The 18,161-nt window shown below is 56.7% G+C and carries 16 protein-coding genes; 7 read left to right on the forward strand and 9 right to left on the reverse strand.

Annotated elements, in window-relative coordinates:
- Positions 1 to 60: 60 nt before the first annotated feature.
- The 4 genes from uhpC to fbpC all read left to right on the forward strand — a co-directional run bounded on the left by uhpC (position 61) and on the right by fbpC (position 5,587).
- A complete protein-coding gene (gene uhpC, locus G8S19_RS17300) occupies positions 61 to 1,353 on the forward strand; it encodes an MFS transporter family glucose-6-phosphate receptor UhpC (protein ID WP_124021480.1) in 1,293 nt (430 codons plus the stop codon).
- Positions 1,350 to 2,381 (forward strand): ABC transporter substrate-binding protein, encoded by a 1,032-nt coding sequence (locus tag G8S19_RS17305; protein WP_101742682.1) that lies wholly within the window; start codon positions 1,350 to 1,352, stop codon positions 2,379 to 2,381. Before uhpC ends, G8S19_RS17305 begins: the two co-directional genes overlap by 4 nt.
- 69 nt (positions 2,382 to 2,450) lie before the next feature.
- On the forward strand, positions 2,451 to 4,529 hold the full coding sequence (locus G8S19_RS17310) for an iron ABC transporter permease (protein ID WP_253685598.1): 2,079 nt from the start codon (positions 2,451 to 2,453) through the stop codon (positions 4,527 to 4,529).
- An 11-nt stretch (positions 4,530 to 4,540) separates the two neighbouring features.
- Positions 4,541 to 5,587: a ferric ABC transporter ATP-binding protein gene (fbpC, locus tag G8S19_RS17315; protein WP_253685600.1), complete on the forward strand. Its 1,047-nt coding sequence runs from the start codon at positions 4,541 to 4,543 to the stop codon at positions 5,585 to 5,587.
- Between the two features lie 108 nt (positions 5,588 to 5,695).
- Here the strand turns inward: fbpC and mmuM are convergent, their stop codons facing one another.
- The 9 genes from mmuM to G8S19_RS17360 all read right to left on the reverse strand — a co-directional run bounded on the left by mmuM (position 5,696) and on the right by G8S19_RS17360 (position 15,858).
- Positions 5,696 to 6,628: a homocysteine S-methyltransferase gene (gene mmuM, locus G8S19_RS17320; protein WP_253685602.1), complete on the reverse strand. Its 933-nt coding sequence runs from the start codon at positions 6,626 to 6,628 to the stop codon at positions 5,696 to 5,698.
- Positions 6,615 to 8,018, reverse strand: a complete 1,404-nt coding sequence (gene mmuP, locus G8S19_RS17325) for an S-methylmethionine permease (RefSeq protein ID WP_253685604.1) — start codon at positions 8,016 to 8,018, stop codon at positions 6,615 to 6,617. The genes mmuM and mmuP overlap by 14 nt, the downstream gene beginning before the upstream one ends.
- A 275-nt stretch (positions 8,019 to 8,293) precedes the next feature.
- Positions 8,294 to 9,508, reverse strand: a complete 1,215-nt coding sequence (gene mhpT, locus G8S19_RS17330) for a 3-(3-hydroxy-phenyl)propionate transporter MhpT (protein WP_101742739.1) — start codon at positions 9,506 to 9,508, stop codon at positions 8,294 to 8,296.
- A 68-nt stretch (positions 9,509 to 9,576) separates the two neighbouring features.
- The gene (gene mhpE / locus G8S19_RS17335) at positions 9,577 to 10,590 is read right to left on the reverse strand and encodes a 4-hydroxy-2-oxovalerate aldolase (RefSeq protein ID WP_115600878.1); all 1,014 of its coding nucleotides are present in this window, start codon (positions 10,588 to 10,590) and stop codon (positions 9,577 to 9,579) included.
- The gene (gene mhpF / locus G8S19_RS17340; RefSeq protein ID WP_003838629.1) at positions 10,587 to 11,537 is read right to left on the reverse strand and encodes an acetaldehyde dehydrogenase; all 951 of its coding nucleotides are present in this window, start codon (positions 11,535 to 11,537) and stop codon (positions 10,587 to 10,589) included. Before mhpF ends, mhpE begins: the two co-directional genes overlap by 4 nt.
- Entirely contained in the window at positions 11,534 to 12,343 is an 810-nt protein-coding gene (gene mhpD, locus G8S19_RS17345; RefSeq protein WP_101742697.1) for a 2-keto-4-pentenoate hydratase, read from the reverse strand. The genes mhpF and mhpD overlap by 4 nt, the downstream gene beginning before the upstream one ends.
- A gap of 9 nt (positions 12,344 to 12,352) precedes the next feature.
- Complete coding sequence (gene mhpC, locus G8S19_RS17350; RefSeq protein WP_048212488.1) at positions 12,353 to 13,219, reverse strand: 2-hydroxy-6-oxonona-2,4-dienedioate hydrolase; 867 nt, start codon at positions 13,217 to 13,219, stop codon at positions 12,353 to 12,355.
- A gap of 28 nt (positions 13,220 to 13,247) precedes the next feature.
- On the reverse strand, positions 13,248 to 14,192 hold the full coding sequence (gene mhpB, locus G8S19_RS17355; RefSeq protein WP_124021475.1) for a 2,3-dihydroxyphenylpropionate/2,3-dihydroxicinnamic acid 1,2-dioxygenase: 945 nt from the start codon (positions 14,190 to 14,192) through the stop codon (positions 13,248 to 13,250).
- A gap of 1 nt (position 14,193) precedes the next feature.
- Positions 14,194 to 15,858: a bifunctional 3-(3-hydroxy-phenyl)propionate/3-hydroxycinnamic acid hydroxylase gene (locus tag G8S19_RS17360; RefSeq protein WP_124021474.1), complete on the reverse strand. Its 1,665-nt coding sequence runs from the start codon at positions 15,856 to 15,858 to the stop codon at positions 14,194 to 14,196.
- A 192-nt stretch (positions 15,859 to 16,050) separates the two neighbouring features.
- Between G8S19_RS17360 and G8S19_RS17365 the strand changes: the two genes are divergently transcribed.
- The 3 genes from G8S19_RS17365 (at position 16,051) to catA (ending at position 18,136) form a co-directional block, all read left to right on the forward strand.
- Complete coding sequence (locus G8S19_RS17365; protein ID WP_253685606.1) at positions 16,051 to 16,863, forward strand: DNA-binding transcriptional regulator; 813 nt, start codon at positions 16,051 to 16,053, stop codon at positions 16,861 to 16,863.
- Between the two features lie 135 nt (positions 16,864 to 16,998).
- Positions 16,999 to 17,310 (forward strand): putative quinol monooxygenase, encoded by a 312-nt coding sequence (locus tag G8S19_RS17370; RefSeq protein WP_253685608.1) that lies wholly within the window; start codon positions 16,999 to 17,001, stop codon positions 17,308 to 17,310.
- A gap of 148 nt (positions 17,311 to 17,458) precedes the next feature.
- Positions 17,459 to 18,136, forward strand: a complete 678-nt coding sequence (gene catA, locus G8S19_RS17375) for a type A chloramphenicol O-acetyltransferase (RefSeq protein WP_048212492.1) — start codon at positions 17,459 to 17,461, stop codon at positions 18,134 to 18,136.
- The last annotated feature ends 25 nt before the right edge of the window (positions 18,137 to 18,161 follow it).

Raw genomic sequence — 18,161 nt, forward strand, 5'->3', positions numbered from 1 at the left:
GGACTTTCTCTCATCCCCTTTCGATTTCACTTTCTTATAGTCAGCAAAACGGAGACGGCTATGCGTACCGACATCAACCAACAATACCGGACGCTGCGTCCACAGCTGCTGATGTGCATGGTCATCGGGTACGCGGCGTTTTACCTAACGCGCAAAAGCGTTAACTACGTGCTCCCGGCACTGCAAATGGATCTGGGACTGGATAAAAGTGATATCGGTCTGTTGGGATCGCTGTTTTACCTGACCTATGGTCTGTCGAAATTTACCGCCGGACTGTGGCACGACAGCCACGGACAACGCGCATTTATGGGCATTGGCCTTTTCGCCACCGGTGTTTTGAATGTGCTGTTCGCCTTTGGTGAATCGCTGACGCTACTGCTGGTGGTCTGGACGCTGAACGGATTTTTTCAGGGCTGGGGCTGGCCGCCCTGCGCTCGCCTGCTGACCCACTGGTACTCGCGCAACGAACGTGGATTCTGGTGGGGCTGCTGGAATATGTCGATCAATATCGGTGGCGCCGTTATCCCACTGATTAGCGCCTTTGCCGCCCACTGGTGGGGCTGGCAGGCAGCGATGCTGGCACCGGGGATTATCAGCATGGCGTTAGGTATCTGGCTCACCCTGCAACTGAAAGGCACGCCCCGGGAAGAGGGATTACCGACGGTTGGGGAATGGCGGCATGATCCGCTGGAGCTGCGTCAGGAGCAGCAAAGCCCGCCGATGGGACTGTGGCAAATGTTGCGCACCACCATGCTGAAAAACCCGATGATCTGGCTGCTTGGCGTGTCGTATGTACTGGTTTATTTAATCCGCATTGCGCTCAACGACTGGGGCAATATCTGGCTGACAGAAAGCCACGGCGTGAATTTGCTCAGCGCCAATGCCACGGTGATGCTGTTTGAGGTCGGCGGTTTGCTGGGGGCGCTGTTTGCCGGATGGGGATCGGATCTGCTGTTCAGCGGTCAGCGTGCGCCGATGATTTTGCTGTTCACGCTGGGGCTGATGGTCTCCGTCGCCGCGCTATGGCTGGCGCCGGTGCACCACTACGCGCTACTGGCTGTCTGTTTCTTTACCGTGGGCTTTTTTGTGTTTGGCCCGCAGATGCTGATTGGCCTCGCAGCGGTGGAGTGCGGACACAAAGCGGCGGCAGGTTCAATTACCGGTTTTCTCGGGCTGTTCGCCTATCTGGGGGCCGCGCTGGCGGGTTGGCCGCTGTCGCTGGTCATAGAACACTACGGCTGGTCGGGAATGTTCAGTTTGCTCTCGGTCGCCGCTGTCTTTATGGGTTTATTGCTGATGCCACTGCTCATTGCAGGCATTACCCCTTCTCTCAGTCAAAGGATAAAACAATGAAACTGACGCTTACCTCTACCCTGATTGCTTCCGCTCTGACGCTGGCGGCCTTCAGCAATGCAGCTCAGGCGCAGGGCCGCCTGGTGGTGTATTGCAGCGCCACTAACGAGATGTGCGAAACCGAAACCAAAGCCTTCGGTGAAAAATATGATGTGAAAACCTCATTCATTCGCAACGGCTCGGGCAGTACGCTGGCGAAAGTGGATGCCGAGAAGAAAAATCCGCAGGCGGATGTCTGGTACGGCGGTACGTTGGATCCGCAGTCCCAGGCCGGTGAAATGGGCCTGCTGCAGCCGTATAAATCATCCAATCTCGAACAGATCATGGAGAAATTCCGCGATCCCGCGAAGGTGAAAGGCAATCTCTCCTCGGCGGTTTACGTCGGTATTCTGGGCTTTGGCGTCAATACCCAGCGCCTGAAAGAGAAAAACCTGCCGGTGCCAAAATGCTGGAAGGATCTGACCAAACCGGAATACAAAGGTGAAATCCAGATTGCTGACCCGCAAAGCTCCGGTACCGCCTACACCGCGCTGGCGACTTTTGCCCAGCTGTGGGGTGAAGATCAGGCCTTTGACTACCTGAAACAGCTCAACGCCAACGTCTCCCAATACACCAAATCCGGCATTGCTCCGGCGCGTAACGCCGCCCGTGGCGAAACGGCTATCGGCATTGGCTTCCTGCACGACTACTCGCTGGAAAAAGAACAGGGCGCACCGCTGGAGCTGATTTCACCGTGCGAAGGTACCGGCTATGAGATCGGCGGCGTCAGCATTCTGAAAGGCGCGCGCAACCTCGATAACGCCAAACTGTTCGTTGACTGGGTACTGTCAAAAGATGCGCAGGAACTGGCGTGGAAGAAAGGGAAGTCCTATCAGATCCTGACCAACACCACCGCCGAGACGTCTCCTAACTCGCTGAAGCTCGACGATCTGAAGCTTATCAATTACGACATGGATAAGTACGGCTCGACCGACGTGCGTAAAGCGTTGATCAATAAGTGGGTCAGCGAAGTGAAGATGGGTAAATAAACCTACATCGGCGATCATTTTCCGGGTGCGGCGTAAATACCGCATCCGGCCTGGAATACCGGAACCGCTATGTCACACACACTTACACTCCATCCCGTGAAAAAACGGGATGCGATATTTCTTTGGGTTTTGCTTGGCTGGCTGGCGTTTGCCCTGTTACCAAGCTGGAGCCTGGATTACGGTCTGCTGGAGTCGACTGGCGAGGAAATACTCGCCGCCTACGGCTGGTCACAGTTCAATATCAGTTGGTTATGGTATCTGCTGCCGAGCCTGCTGCTGGTGCGTCCGTTCCATGAGGCCAAGCGCGAACAGCGCGGCCGCCATTATCTTGATGCGGGCTGGGCTTTTTTCTGTATGGCGTTTATCGTCGCCAGCGCGACTCTTGAGGGCCGCGGCTTAGGCTATGCCACCATTGTGCTGTTTGTGGCACTTGGCGCGATCATGACCCTGGCGCTTACCCGTCTGGAATGGCTGGGCGGCGACCGTTTCGTCATCGGCTCGCTCACCGCGATTGTCGCCCTGATCGGTATTTTTATCGTCTGGCCGAGCATCGCCATTTTTATTCCGATGTTCACCAACGACGCCGGGGAATTTGCCCCGCTGGCGTTTATGAATGTGCTGTCGCAGGCACATATCATTCAGGTGATCCTCAACTCGATTATGCTGTCGATTGCCGTCGGCGTCGGCTGCACCTTCTTCGGTCTGGTGCTGGCTATCTACACCACCCGCATCGCCAAACGCAGCGCTATTATCGGACGAATTTTCTCGATTCTGCCAATCGTCACCCCGCCGTTTGTCGTGGGTTTAGGCGTCACGCTGATGATGGGGCGCTCCGGCTATATCACCGAATTTATGGTCGAATGGTTTGGCTTAACCAACACCAACTGGCTGTACGGTTTTACCGGCATCTGGCTGGCGCAGGTGCTGGCCTTCACTCCGATGGCGTTTATGATCCTCGATGGAGCAATCAAAACCATTCATCCGTCGCTGGAAGAAGCGTCATACACCCTGCGTGCCAGCCGCTGGCAGACCTTTAACGGCGTGTTTGTCCCGCTGCTGAAACCCGCGCTGGCGAACGCCTTTTTGATTGTGGTTGTGCAGTCGCTGGCTGACTTTAGTAACCCGCTGGTGCTCGGCGGTAACTTCGACGTGCTGGCAACGCAAATCTACTTCTACATCACCGGTTCGCAGCTCGACTACCAGGCCGCCAGTACGCTGGGCGCGTTCCTGCTGCTGTTCTCGCTGCTGGTGTTCTGCGTGCAATATATGTGGATTGGTAAACGCTCATACGTCACCGTTTCCGGTAAATCCTACCGGGGCGACGTGCAGCCACTGCCGGTGACGCTGGTGTGGAGCGTGGTCGCGCTGCTGGCGGTGTGGATTGCCTTTAACGCCCTGTTGTACGGCAGCATTTTCTACGGCAGTTTCACCGTTAACTGGGGCGTGGACTACACCCTGACGTTAGCGAACTTTACCAAACTGTTCGGTCAGGGGATGAGCGACGGCGCATGGCCTTCACTGCTCGACACCCTGCTCTACGCCGGGATTGCCGCGCCGATCACCGCCATCTTCGGCCTGCTGATCGCCTGGGTAGTCGTGCGCCAGCAGTTTAAGGGCAAAAAGACCATCGAGTTCACCACTATGCTGTGCTTTGCCGTTCCAGGCACCGTCGCGGGCGTATCGTACATTCTGGCCTTTAACAGCGCCCCGGTGTACCTCACTGGTACGGCGGCGATTGTCATTATCTCGATGGTAATGCGTAACGTCCCGGTCGGTATTCGGGCGGGTATCGCGGGCTTAGGCCAGATCGATAAATCACTGGATGAAGCCTCGCTCAGCCTGCGCGCCGGTTCGCTGCGCACCATTACGCATATCCTGCTGCCGCTGCTGCGCCCGGCAATCCTCTCAGCGCTGATCTACAGCTTTGTGCGTGCCATTACCACCGTCAGCGCCATTGTGTTCCTCGTCACGCCGGATACCCGCGTGGCCACGGCCTATATCCTGAACCGCGTGGAAGACGGCGAATACGGTGTGGCAATTGCCTACGGTTCCATTCTGATCGTGGTGATGCTGGCGATTATTTTCATCTTTGACTGGCTGATCGGTGAATCACGTACCTCCCGTTCAAAAGCCAAAAACCAGGCGTAATGGAGCGCACTATGACTCAGAAAAATTTCGTTGAACTGCGCAACGTCACCAAACGATTTGGCAGTAATACGGTAATCGACAATATCAACCTCACCATCCCGCAGGGGCAAATGGTAACCCTGCTCGGCCCGTCCGGCTGTGGCAAAACCACCATTTTGCGCCTGGTCGCCGGGCTGGAAAAACCGAGCGAAGGGCAGATTTTCATTGATGGCGAAGACGTCACCCATCGCTCAATTCAGCAGCGTGATATCTGTATGGTGTTTCAGTCCTATGCCCTGTTCCCGCATATGTCGCTGGGAGAGAACGTTGGTTATGGCCTGAAGATGCTCGGCGTATCCCGCGCAGAGGTGAAAGCTCGCGTCAAAGAGGCGCTGGCGATGGTGGATCTGGAAGGATTCGAAGACCGCTTTGTCGATCAGATCTCCGGCGGTCAGCAACAGCGCGTGGCGCTGGCCCGCGCGTTGATCCTCAAACCGAAAGTGCTGCTGTTTGATGAGCCGTTGAGTAACCTCGACGCCAACCTGCGTCGCAGCATGCGCGACAAGATCCGCGAACTGCAAAAGCAGTTTGATATCACCTCGCTGTACGTTACCCACGATCAGAGCGAAGCCTTTGCGGTTTCCGATACCGTGCTGGTGATGAACAAGGGGCACATCATGCAGATCGGTTCACCGCAGGATCTTTACCGCCAGCCCGCCTCGCGCTTTATGGCAAGCTTTATGGGTGATGCCAACCTGTTCCCGGCCACCTTCAGTGACCAATACGTTGATATCTATGGCTATCACCTGCCGCGCCCGCTGCACTTTGGTACGCAAGGCGAAGGTATGGTCGGCGTGCGCCCGGAAGCGATCACGCTCAGCGATCGCGGCGAAGAGAGTCAGCGCTGCGTGATCCGCCACGTGGCCTATATGGGCCCCCAGTATGAAGTCACGGTGGAATGGCACGGGCAGGAGATCTTATTGCAGGTCAACGCTACGCGTTTACAGCCGGACATCGGCGAGCAGTATTATCTCGAAATCCATCCGTACGGCATGTTTGTTCTGGCGGATGCGGCATAACGTTTTGTGGCTTTGTAGGCCGGATAAAGCGCTTGTACCGCCATCCGGCAACGCCTGATGCGCTGCGCTTATCAGGCCTACAGTGAACGATGTAGGCCCGATAAACTCTCAGCTTCGCGCTTTTAGCGCGGCAATATCCGCAGGCGTGGTGCGACAGCACCCGCCAATCAACCGTGCGCCAGCGGCCTGCCACTGCGGCAGATAATCCGCCAGATGCGCACAATGCTCACCGTGATGATGCCAGGTTTTGCTCGCGGCATCGTACTGCTCACCCGAATTGGGATACACCACCAGCGGCAGCGCCGTTAAACCGTGTAAATGCTGCAACGCGGCGGTGGTGTTTTCCAGCGCAATGCAGTTAATCCCTAACGCCACCACCTGCGGATAACCCGCCAGCAACGCAACCACGTCACGCAGCGGCGTACCGTCGCTCAGGTGCTCGCTGTCGCGCAGGGTAAATGAGAACCACGCGCGCGCGCGCGGATATGCGGTCAATAGCTCAGCCAGCGCGCTAATTTCGGCAAAATTTGGCAGGGTTTCACAGGCCAGCAGATCGGCCCCGGCATCCAGTAACGCTTCCACGCGCGGGCGGTGAAACGCCTGAAACTCTTCAGCGCTACGTTGGTAATCTCCACGGTATTCAGAACCATCCGCCAGATACGCGCCGTAAGGCCCGACTGATCCAGCTACCAGCAGCGTGCCCGCCTGCGGGTTCTCGGCCAGATACGCTTCACGGGCTTTACGCGCCAGCTCCACGCTTTTACCAATTAGCGCTTTCGACTGCGCTTCATCCAGGCCACGGGCGGCAAACCCCGCCGGTGTCGCCTGGTAGCTGGCGGTAATCGCACACTGCGCCCCCGCCCGGTAGTAATCGAGATGGACTTCGCGGATAAGCTCCGGATTTTCGACCAGCACTTTGGCTGACCACAGGCTATCGGCTAAGTTACAGCCACGCGCTTCCAGCTCCGTCGCCATCGCACCATCGAGCAGCAGGAAATCCTGTTTTTCGAGGATGGCGCTTAACGGATTATTCTGCGACATGTTCGGGCTCCTGTTTGGCTTTACGCGATTGAGTAAGGAAATAAGCACCATAACACACTGCCACAAACGGTACCCCGCACCACAGCGCAATTCTCTGCGCTGGATCGAATGCCAGCCCGACGCAAGCCACCAGGCACAGCACAAATCCCAGTACCGGCACCAACGGATACCACGGCGCGCGATAATGCAATTCACTCAATGCCTTACCCTGCTGCAGATGACGGCGGCGAAAGACGAAGTGCGAAGCGCAAATGCTCAGCCACACCGCCACCACCGCGAACCCGGAGATTGCCGACAGCGCGACAAATACCGTGTCCGGGGCCACCACGCTGGAAAACAGTGCCAGCACACCGCCGAGCATACTGACCGACAGCGCCGTCAGCGGCACGCCGTTTTTCGTCACTCGGGAAAAACAGGCTGGCAGCGTGCGTTCATTCGCCAGCGACCACAGCATGCGCCCGGAGGCATACAGCCCGGAGTTCGCCGCGGAAAGAATAGCCGTCAGGATCACGAAGTTAAAAATATCGGCGGCATACGGAATCCCCACCTTCTCAAACACCAGCACAAACGGGCTTTTCTCCACGCCCGCCTGCTGCATCGGGATCAGCGCCGCCAGCACAAACACGGTGCCGATAAAGAAAATAATCAGTCGCGCGATGGTGGTACGAATCGCTACCGGAATGACCTTGCGCGGGTTTTCTGTTTCTCCGGCGGCAATACCGATAAGCTCGGTTCCCGAAAAAGCAAAATTCACCGCCACCATCGTCATCAGGATCGGTAAACCACCGTGTGGGAACCAGCCTTCCGCCGTGATATTACTCAGCCCCGGCGCGGGCGAACCATCCTGCATCGGGATGAAACCAAAAATAGCCGCTCCGCCGAGGATAATAAAAGCGATGATAGTGACCACTTTTACCAGCGAGAACCAGAACTCCCCTTCGGCAAAAAAGCGTGTGGAGATAACATTCAGGCCAAAAATAATCGCGCAGAACACCACGCACCAGACCCATACCGGCACCTGGGGAAACCAGTACTGCATACAGAATCCGGCGGCGGTAAAACTCGACCCCAGCGCCACAGTCCAGGTCAGCCAGTAGAGCCAGGCCACGGTATATCCCGTTGCAGGGCCAAGATAACGCGCAGCATAGACGTGAAACGCCCCGGTCTCCGGCATCGCGACCGACAGCTCGCCCAGACACTGCATAACCAACCAGACTACCAGCGCGCCAATCAGATAGGCCAGCAGCGTTCCCGCCGCCCCGGTGGTGGAGATGATGTACCCGGTATTGAAGAATAACCCTGTGCCAATCACGCCACCTAAGGAGAGCATAATCAGGTGACGCGTTTTCATTGTGCGCTTCAGTGGCGCATTTTGTTGTGTTGTTTGCATATAACCTTCTGAACGTATGGACATCTAAACATCCAAAGAAGATTTGTTATACCGCGTTTGTTAACAGAATGCAAAGTCAACCCTGTACCAGGCGCAGATGCCCGCGCCGGGCGCTTAATGTCGGGTGGGGATTAATAATCAGATACAAAAAGGGTCGCCAGCTCATAACGCCTCCGTTGCCAGGCTTTATCTAAACTCTGGCAACGTCCTCACCGACTGGCGTTCACCCGGAAGTGGGAACCGTATCTCCCCCACTCATACCACCGAATGAGCGCTTAAGCACCGCTGGCCGGGACCGGCATCTGCGATTTGCGGTTCATCAGAATAAATACCGCCAGGCCCGCCACTAAAATACCCGGCGCAGAAGCCGCCATCACGCCTACCGTTCCGGTGCCGAGCGCTAACATTTTCCCTGCCAGCAGCGGACCACTCATCGCGCCCAGACGCCCGACGGCGACAGCGGTACCCACGCCGGTGGCGCGGATCTGCGTGCTGTAAAACAGCGGTGCCAGCGCATACAACACGCTTTGCCCCCCGGTGGCAAACATCCCCGCCACAAATCCCGCCATCAGCATGCCGCTCAATGACGATACTGTGCCCAGCGCCAGCAATGATGCCAGCATCCCGGTGTAGATCAAAAGTGACATGACCACCGGACGTAGTTTGTCCATCAACGCCCCGAGGATTAAGGTGCCGCTGGCCGCGCCAATTTGCAGGGCAAACATCACGCCCGCCGCCTGCGAGGGCTGAAAGCCCTGCTCCACCAGCAGCATCGGCAGCCAGTTGATCAGCATATACACCACCAGCAGGGTGAAGAAATAGCACAGCCACAGCAGCAGCGTGGCTGTCGCGGTGGTTGGTGCAAACAGAGCGCGCAGCGGCGCGGCGGCGACCTGCGTTTGTTGGGCATACACCTGCGACTCCGGCAGCCAGCGCATCAATAGCGGCACCAGCAGCAGCGGGATCACCCCACCAACCCAGAACACGGTTTGCCAGGCGGATGCCAGACCGCTAAACCCGAGCGCTGCCGCGAGCGCCGCGCCAATCGGCACACCGCAATACATCAGGCTCACCGCCGTACCGCGAAAACGCGGACCCGCCGCCTCAGAGGTCAGCGCGATCAGGTTCGGCAACGCCGCGCCCAGCCCGACGCCGGTCATCAGACGGGCAAACACCAGCGATGAGAAATCCCAGGATATCGCTGTTGCCAGCGAGAACAGACCGAACAGCGCCACGGAGGCAATAAGAATGCGTTTGCGGCCATAGCGATCGGCCAGCATGCCGCCCACCAGCGCGCCGGGCAGCAGCCCAAGAATGCCCGCGCTGAAGATCCAGCCCATCTGCATTTTATCTAATGCAAACGCATGGGCGATACCGACGGCAGCGATCCCGGCGGCCTGTAAATCCAGCCCTTCCATCAGGGCGACTAAAAAACACAGCCCGACGGTCAACGTCAGACGGGATGAGGATGTGGGGGTACGGGTAGTCATAAGATGTACCTCTGAGGTCACGATGCAGGTGAATCGCGGCTGATACGTTGCCAGCCGCGTAATCATTTTTATTTTCTGTTGCGCAGATCCAGCGCCACGTCGACGATCATATCTTCCTGGCCGCCCACCATCCGGCGTTTGCCCAGTTCAACCAGAATATCTACCGCGCTCAGGCCATAACGCGCCGCAGCCACTTCGCAGTGGCGCAGGAAGCTGGAGTACACTCCGGCATAGCCCAGCGCCAGCGTTTCGCGATCCACCCGCACCGGGCGGTCCTGTAACGGACGGACCAGATCGTCGGCGGCGTCCATCAGCGCATACAGATCGGTGCCGTGCTGCCAGCCAAGCTTATCCGCCGCGGCGATAAACACCTCCAGCGGCGCGTTGCCTGCGCCTGCGCCCATACCGGCCAGGCTGGCATCGATACGATCACAGCCCTCTTCTACCGCAGCAATCGAGTTCGCCACGCCAAGGCTCAGGTTGTGGTGGGCGTGCATCCCGGTTTCTGTTTCCGGCTTCAGCACCGCTTTCAGGGCGCGGAAGCGGTCACGGATATCAGACATGTTCATCGCCCCGCCGGAATCGACCACATAGATACAGGTCGCGCCGTAGTTTTCCATCTGCTTCGCCTGCTGTGCGAGGTTTTCCGGCGTGGTCATATGGCTCATCATCAGAAAGCCGACGGTGTCCATACCTAACTCGCGCGCATACTGAATATGCTGGGCCGACACGTCCGCTTCGGTGCAGTGGGTCGCCACGCGTACGACGCGCGCCCCAGCCTGATATGCATTTTTCAGGTCATGAATCGTGCCGATGCCCGGCAACAGCAGCGTGGCGATCTTAGCGTGCTTGACCACGTCCGCCGCCGCTTCAATCCACTCCAGGTCGCTGTGCGCGCCAAAGCCGTAGTTAAAACTGGAACCCTGCAGACCGTCGCCGTGCGCCACCTCAATGGAATCGACCCGTGCGTCGTCCAACGCTTTGGCAATCTGGCGCACGTTTTCCAGCGAATATTGATGACGAATGGCGTGCATACCGTCGCGCAGGGTCACGTCAGAGATATAGAGTTTTTTACCGTTCATGCTGCTTCTCCTGCCTGACGAGTGAGTGACTGCGCCATCTTCTCAGCGGTCGCCAGCGCACTGGAGGTCATAATATCGAGATTGCCCGCGTAGGCTGGCAGATAGTGCGCCGCGCCTTCCACTTCCAGATAGACGGCGGTTTTCAGCCCGGAGAACTGACCGATACCCGGCAGATTGACCGGTTTATCCTGCGGGATGACTTCAAACTGCACGCGCTGCTTCAGGCGATAGCCCGGTACGTACGCCTGTACCGCCGCCGCCATCTCATTAATCGATGCTTCAACTTCAACCTCAGAGGCCGCTTCGCTCAGCACATACACCGTGTCGCGCATCATCAGCGGCGGCTCGGCCGGGTTAAGGACGATAATCGCTTTACCTTTTGCCGCGCCGCCAACCACTTCAATCGCCTTCGAGGTGGTTTCGGTAAACTCATCGATATTAGCGCGCGTGCCTGGACCCGCAGATTTACTGGCGATCGAGGCGATAATTTCGGCGTAATGGACTTTTGCCACGCGAGAAACTGCCGCCACCATCGGGATAGTCGCCTGCCCGCCGCAGGTCACCATATTAACGTTCTGCTGATCAACGTTGGCCTCCAGATTCACCACCGGCACGCAGTACGGACCGATCGCCGCGGGCGTCAGGTCGATCAGGCGGATGGCTGGTTTAACGGCGCGCAGCGCGGCGTCGTTCTTCACATGCGCGCCTGCGCTGGTGGCATCAAATACGATATCGATATCGGCGAATTCCGGCATGGCGATAAGCCCTGTCACCCCTTCATGGGTGGTGGCAACGCCCATGCGTCGGGCACGCGCCAGACCATCAGAATCTGGATCGATACCGACCATCACCGCCATTTCCAGATGCTTCCCGTGACGCAGAATTTTTATCATCAAATCGGTACCGATGTTGCCGGAGCCGATAATGGCGACTTTACGCTTACTCATGACTGACTTCCTCTTGTAACCGCCGCTGAAAAAGTGGCGGCAACTGAACCAATACCGTCGATATGGGCCTCGAAACGATCGCCCGCATTCACCGCCACCATCGGGCCTAACGCTCCGGTGAGAATGATATCTCCGGCACGTAGCGGCTCGCCGAGGCTGGCCATTTTGCGCGCCAGCCAGACGGCGGCGTTGATCGGATGTCCCAGGCATTCGCTGCCGCGCCCGCTGGAAACCTCTTCGTTGTTGCGCGTCATTTTCATCGCGCAGTTTTTCAGATCTAATCCTGCCGGACGCTGTGCCGGGCCGCCGACCACATACACCCCGCAGGAGGCGTTATCCGCCACGGTATCAACAAACTTGATTGACCAGTCACGGATACGGCTGCCGACCACTTCCAGCGCGGGCAGCACCCACTCGATGGCGTTATACAGCTCGTCAAAAGTAGTGTCGGCATTGGGCAGATCGCGGTTCAGCACCAGCGCGATTTCCGCTTCAATACGCGGTTGCAGTACGCGCTCAAACGCAATGGTGTCGTTATCGCCGTAGCACATGTCGGCAAACAGCGTGCCGAAGTCCGGCTGATCGACGCCCAGTTGCTGCTGCACTTTCGGGTGCGTCAGCCCTACTTTGCGCCCGACCACGCGCCGCCCACGCGTCACCTCGTACTGCACGTTGATGCGTTGAATGGCGTAAGCCGCTTCGCCGTTGTCCACGCCGATCAGTTCACGCAGCGGGGCAATGGCTTCCCCTTTTTCCTCCGCCAGACGTAAATCGGCGGCTAACTGCTCAAGATTAAGATTGGTCATGTCCGTTCCTTAAGGGCGTGCGAGGAAATTCAACACCAGCTGATTAAAGGCATCCGCATGTTCCCACTGCGCCCAGTGTCCGCAGTCGCGGTAGATGTGCAGCTCAGAACCGGCAATCCCGGAGAGCAGGCGCAGACCAGCATCCATCGGCACGAAGCGGTCATTGCGTCCCCAGACAATCAGGGTCTGGGCTTTAATTTCCCCCAGGCGCGGGCCGAAGTCCGGGAACTGTTTCGGGTTGGCTTCGAGGCTTTTCACAAAGTTATCCAGGTGATCGCGGCGCGACAGCATATTGTTCAGACGCGCTTCAAACAGCGCCTCAGTGAGATCGCTGGTATCGAAGACAAAGATATCCATCATCAGCTTCAGGTTCTCGATAGTTGGCGCGCGGTACAGCTGATTCAGCCGCTTAATACCTTCGGTCGGCATCGGCGTAAACAGACTCATGCCGCCCGTCCCGCCGCCCATCAGCACCAGCTTGCCCACGCGCTCCGGCCAGCTCAGGGTGAACGCCACGGAACTGTGGCCGCCCATCGAGTTGCCCAGCAGGTGGATTTTCTGAATATCCAGTTGATCGACTACGCTTTTCAGGATGCGGGCGTTGAGATCGGATCGCGAACCGCGGTTAACGATCCCATCGCTTTTACCCCAGCCAGGACAATCCAGCAGGATCACCCGGTATCCGGCCTGTACCAGCGGATCAATATTGCGGCTGAAGTTTGCCCAGCCCGTCGCGCCAGGACCGGAGCCGTGCAGCAGCACGACGGTCTCTTCGCCCTGTCCACAGTCATTGAAATGCACGCGTAGTGTTTCGCCTGCTTCCTGCACCTCCAGAAAACGGCTGGTCGCGGCTTCGGTTTGCGGTTGGTAAGTCATGGTTTTCTCCTGCATATTCAGTTCTGTTTCAGTTCTGTGTGGTGGCGCTGAGGGAGCCGAATCCGGCGATCCACTCCGGGATCGGGCGGTAATAACGGCCTTCGCTGCGCCAGTTGCCAAAGGCAGAAATGGCAGCGAAGGCGGCAACCCAGGTTTTTACTTCGTGCGTTGATTTGCCCGCCATCGCGGACAACTCTTCGTTACTGACCGCGTCCAGCTCCTGCAAACGCCCCTGCTCAAGCAGGCTCATAAAGCGGTTATCCCAGACAGGGTTCAGCGGATGCAGCGTGTTTTGATCGGCCACGAACTTCTCGGCGGCGCTGATCACCCGCTGCTGGCGCAGCTCGCGCTCGTTTTCGGGCAGTTGTTTACCGCTGCCAAGCAGGCGGTCGCGCATATGAGCATCGGCCTTCGCCAGTTCCGGTACCGGCGGCTGATGCGACAGCCCGCCGGAGCCTAAAAACAGTACGCGTTTATTCAATGAGCTGGTGAAACGGCCAATCGCTTCACCGAGCATGCGGGTACGCTGAAAGCCTGGCAGCGGCGTGGCGACGCCGTTAATAAACACCGGCAGCACAGGCACCTTATCCAGACCGCCGAGCAAGAACTCCAGCGGCTGGGCGAAACCATGATCGACCTGCATGTTGTAGGACACGGCGAGATCGATGCCGCTTTTCATCACCGCGTGGGCGCAGGCTTCAGCGAGATCTGTCGGCACCGGCAGTTCCCCCGCCGCGCTGCCGAAATCGCCGATCGCCGTGGCTCCCACGCCTAAACAGAACGGCGGCATCACATCGTAAAAAAAACCGTTGTAGTGATCGGGGGCAAACAGCACCACCAGTTCAGGGTCAAACGCCGCAATGCGCACCCGGGCGCTGGCGATCACGCCGTTGACCTCGTCGAGCACAGCCTGTGCTGGGTCGACATAGCCCACCAGCGGCGAGTGGGAAAGACAGTGAAGATAAGCGTGCATATCAGGCCACCTTTTCAACAGGAATATCGGCAGTAGCGCGGGTAAGCGTCATCACCGACGCCAGTTTATTCAGGGTGCTGCCCAGAGTTTGCCCAATAGCGATGGCGGCCACAAAGCGGTCCGGGCGCATCACCACCAGCGAAGCGTTGTGCTGGGCAAACCACGTGCGCAGGCGGTTTTGCGTATCGCCAATGCGGATAACGCCGTCATAGTTATCCTGCTCGGTATGAATCTGCGTATCCGGCACCACCTGGATAAACCGCGTGCCCAACGCCTGCCACTGTTGGATCTGCGCCTCGCTCATGCCCCACAGCGGGTTACAACCCCAGCCAATCACCGCAAAATTCGGCCCGATGACATTGTCGAGCAGCGTCACTTCACCCGATTCCAGCGTCACCTTCGGCTGGATAAACATCTTGCCGACCGGAGACGTTTTCGCATCGCCTTCACGCACCAGCGCCCCGGAGTGGTACTGCGGCATCGGCTTAAAGCGCATTTCAAGGAAGTAGCGTTTGACCGGCGGAATGTAGTTCAGCAGCCAGGAAACCCCGTCGCGAACCGCACCGTGCCAGCGTTTTGGCGGTGCCAGTACGTTGCCTGCGGTCACCGAGAGATCGATCATTGCTTTGGCGTGGTCGCGGCGTTCCTGCTGGTAGGTATCCAGCAGCGCATCACCAGCTTTGCCCTTAATGACCAGCGCCAGTTTCCACGCCAGGTTGAAGGCATCGCGCATGCCGCTGTTGTACCCCTGCCCCTGCCAGACCGGCATAATGTGCGCCGCGTCGCCGGCCAGCAGCACGCGGTCAATGCGAAAACGTTCGGCCAGACGGGCGTTATGGGTATACACACGCTGGCGGATCAGTTCGACGTTATCCGGGTTCGGCAGCACTTTGCTCAGCAACTGGCGCATATTTTGCGGCTCACTGAGCTGCGCTTCGGTTTCCCCCGGCATCACCATAAATTCGAAACGGCGCACTGCATGCGGCAGCGCGGCGGAGACGTATGGGCGCACCGGATCGCAGCACAGATACACATGCGGTGTGCTGAGCGGATCGTTGGCGATATCCACCACAATCCACTGATTCGGCGCGGTTTTGCCTTCAAATGGCACATTCAGCGACCGTCTGACGTTACTGGCCCCGCCGTCGCAGGCCACCAGCCACTGGGCCTTCACCGTTTCACGTTGACCGTCCGGCGTTTTCAGATTCAGCGTCACTTCACCGTTTTGCTGGCTGAAGGCCTCCAGTTCGCGGGAGAACAGGCAGCACACGTTGGGAAAACGCGACAGCCCTTCCAGCATCACCGCATCCACCTGTGGTTGAATAAACGCGTTACGGCGCGACCAGCCAAATTCGTCGGTCATCGGCTGGATATCAGCAAAGCAGCGGCCTTTCGGGGTGAGAAAGCGCATCGCGTGCCACGGCGTAGTATGCGGCAGCACGTTTTCGACCAGACCAACGGACTGCATGGTGCGCAGCGCTTCATCGTCAATCCCGATAGCGCGGGGATAGTCGATCAGCGTGTCGAGCTTCTCCACCACCAGCACTTCAATGCCCATCTGGCCCAGATAGTTGGCCATCATCAGCCCAACCGGACCGGCTCCGGCAATCGCGACCTGTACGGTGTGCTGCACAGCGGGTTGGATATCAGGGTTTATTGTTGTCATTTCAGAACCTCACGACTCGGACAAAACGCAATTGCAGACCCTGGCGAGGCGCAATTCATTTTGTTAAAAAGATGTAAACGATTTTTTTATTGTGCGGTCAGTATAGGAGTGAGTTTTTGCGCTACAATCAAAACATGCCTGGATGTGCACTAAGTGCACAACGTTGTTTTACCTGTAGATTTGTCAATAAATATGAAAAATGATGACGGTACTGAATACAAAACCGTACGCGGATTAACGCGCGGATTAATGTTATTAAATATGTTAAACCGGCTCGATGGTGGAGCCAGCGTTGGCCTGCTGGCTGAGCTGAGCGGCCTGCACCGCACTACGGTCAGGCGGCTGCTGGAAACGTTGCAGGATGAGGGTTACGTTCGGCGCAGCCTGTCCGATGACAGCTTTCGCTTAACCATTAAAGTCCGCCAGCTCAGCGAGGGATTTCGTGACGAGCAGTGGATTTCCGCACTCGCCGCCCCGCTGCTGGGGGATTTGCTGCGCGAGGTCATCTGGCCGACCGACGTTTCCACGCTGGATGTGGACGCGATGGTGGTACGTGAAACCACTCACCGCTTCAGCCGCCTGTCGTTTCACCGGGCGATGGTCGGGCGTCGTTTGCCATTGCTGAAAACCGCATCCGGCCTGACCTGGCTGGCATTCTGTCCGGAGAATGAACGTCAGGAACTGATTGCAATGCTGTCCTCCCGACGAGGAGAAGAGTTCCAGCTTGCGCGCGAACCGCTGAAGCTCAATGCCATTTTGACCCGCGCGCGAAAAGACGGTTTTGGCCAGAACTTTCGCGACTGGGATCAGGAGGAGAAAATCGCTTCTATCGCCGTTCCCATCCGTAGCGAACAGCGGGTGATTGGCTGCCTGAATCTGGTGTATATGGCCAGCGCCATGACCATCGAACAGGCCGCGGAAAAGCATCTTCCGGCCTTACAAAGGGTGGCGAAACAGATTGAGGACGGCGTCGAGTCGCAGGAGATTTTGGTTGCCGGGAGGTGAAGTGGATCACAGTTATACGCATCATCTGATTAATAGCTGGAATGATTCACTCATCAGCCGATATCACGCGGTGTCATCTTGCTTTAATGATATCTTCATCGCAGAGTGTGCATTCATTTTTTGCCAGGAGGCTGCATGTTAAAGGTCATTGCCGAGGATTTCATCAAACCTGAGTATATTGAAACCGTTCTCCCGTTGTATCGTGAGCTAATATCGGCCACCAGGAAAGAACCGCGCTGCATTGCTTATGACCTCTATATTGATGAAAAAGATCCGGGCCATTTTATTTTCATCGAAGAATGGCCAGACCACGCGGCTCTCGATGAACATTGTGCCAGTAAGCATTTCCGGCGACTTGTGCCGTTAATCGATCAATACACGCGCAAAGAAGCACGTTACACACTGATGAATGACATCGTAAATCCAGGGGCGCAAAGTCTCTTGTGAAGAGGCTTTAATCTTTCTTCCTGTATAAGGATACGCTACTCTCGCAAATGCGTTCGCTGGTAACATGCTTCGGGACATGCAGCCTGATTACGTCACGGAAAGACTTAGGCTAAAATATGATATTTGATTGCAAATCAAAGGATAAAAAGTGAAAAAAACAACTCCAGAATATACGGCTGTTGACTTGTCTCGTTGGCCAAGGAAAGAGCATTTTGAGGTATTTCAGTCTTTTGCTCAAAGTACAATTAACCAAACTGTTCTGTTAGACATTACCGCAGTACTAAAACATATAAAAGAGATTGGCTGGAAATTTTACCCTACTATGATTTCCCTCCTTGCTAAAGTTGTCAACAAGCATACTGAATTCCGTATGGCTATAAAGAACAATGAGCTTGTCATATGGAATGAAATTCATCCAAGCTATACCATTTTCCATAATGAAACTGAGACTTTTTCATCATTATGGAGCCGCTACGATGGCAATATTCATCACTTCCAAAACACTTATTCAGAAGACGTTGCACGCTATTGTAATAATCTTTCTTATTGGCCGAAGGGAGAGTCTCCGGAAAATGTATTTTTTGTATCGGCTATCCCTTGGGTAAGTTTTACCAGTTTTAATATCAACATTGCGAACATGCAGAACTTTTTTGCCCCCATGTTCACACTTGGGAAATACTATGAACAAGATGGGAAAGTAGTGTTACCTCTCGCCGTTCAGGTACATCACTCCGTGTGCGATGGCTTCCATTTAGCACGATTAATCAATGAACTACAGGAAATGAGTCATGACCTACGGCACCATTCAGAGGAACGCAACGTCTGATGCAGCAGACGTTTCTTTATATGGC

This window comes from Citrobacter sp. SX206 (assembly GCF_024181025.1).
Classification (GTDB): domain Bacteria; phylum Pseudomonadota; class Gammaproteobacteria; order Enterobacterales; family Enterobacteriaceae; genus Citrobacter; species Citrobacter youngae.